Source organism: Oleiphilus sp. HI0125, assembly GCF_001635355.1.
Genome location: NZ_LWGF01001232.1, coordinates 1 through 1,199 on the forward strand (window position 1 = coordinate 1; position 1,199 = coordinate 1,199).

The window sequence follows — 1,199 nt, forward strand, 5'->3', positions numbered from 1 at the left end:
CGAGTCAGATTTTAATGCGTGTGGTACTGCCACAAATCCTTCCAAAACTGATTGATGCAGTGCGCTTATCGTTAGGTGCTGGGTGGCTGTTTCTGATTGCTGCTGAAGCCGTAGCCTCAACCGATGGGCTTGGTTACCGCATCTTCTTGGTAAGACGTTATATGGCGATGGATGTGATCTTGCCGTATGTTGCATGGATTACTGTGCTCGCGTTCTTTATCGATCAAGGCTTAAAGCACTTGAACAAAACGTTGTTCCCTTGGAATGAGAGAGCATAAGACAATGAGCATGATTGATTCTTCAGCAATAGAAAAAACGTCTGATACCCCGATGCTTCAGGTGAACAAGGTTTGGAAAACCTATGGCGACAATGTCGTTCTTGAAGGGCTCGATGTTACCGTACAGCAGGGTGAATTTGTCACCTTAGTTGGCACGTCTGGCTGCGGCAAAAGCACCTTCTTAAACATGTTACTGGGAACTGTTGAGCCAAGCCGCGGAGAAATCTTGCTCGATGGCAAACCTATCCCGAATGAACCCGGAGCTGATCGGGGCATTGTGTTTCAGCAGTATTCGGTGTTTCCGCACATGACGGTTTTAGAAAACGTTGTGACAAGCAAAGGTTTTCAGCGTAAAGGTTTTACGGGTTTGCTGTTCGGCAAAGCGCGAAGAGAAGCGGTAAAAGAAGCCTTAGAAATACTAGGTCAAGTTGGCTTGAGTTATGCGGTCGACAAATACCCGCATGAGTTATCTGGTGGCATGAAGCAGCGTTTGGCCATTGCACAAGCCTTGCTTGGTAAACCGAGAATTCTGTTATTGGATGAACCTTTTGGTGCGCTTGATCCGGGTATACGTGCAGATATGCACGCATTGGTGCTCAAGCTATGGAAAGAGCACAAGCTGACTATCTTCATGGTCACACATGACCTGAAAGAAGGTTTTTATCTTGGCACACGTTTGTGGGTCTTCGATAAGTTACGTCATGACGAGCAAGCGCCTCAGCGCTTTGGCGCGGGCATTACCTACGATTTGGCGGTAGGACAGGTTGATCATGACCTATATCGAGAAATCGATGATGACATTCGGCCTGTTCCGCAACAGGTTGCATAAGCCTATTTAGATCGAAGTAATAAGAGACATTAGCAACCAGTCGTGTTTTGCGCGGCTACATCTATTAAAAAAGAAAGTAAGGACAAGTTATG

2 protein-coding genes are annotated in these 1,199 nt (G+C 46.5%); both read left to right on the top strand.

Annotation, left to right across the window (positions count from 1 at the left end; translation table 11 throughout):
- Positions 1-278, top strand: a 278-nt coding sequence (locus A3762_RS21375; RefSeq protein WP_156493655.1) for an ABC transporter permease, incomplete at its 5' end; no start/stop codon positions are given.
- Positions 279-288: 10 nt separating this feature from the next.
- A complete protein-coding gene (locus A3762_RS21380; RefSeq protein WP_231878784.1) occupies positions 289-1,107 on the top strand; it encodes an ABC transporter ATP-binding protein in 819 nt (272 codons plus the stop codon).
- The last annotated feature ends 92 nt before the right edge of the window (positions 1,108-1,199 follow it).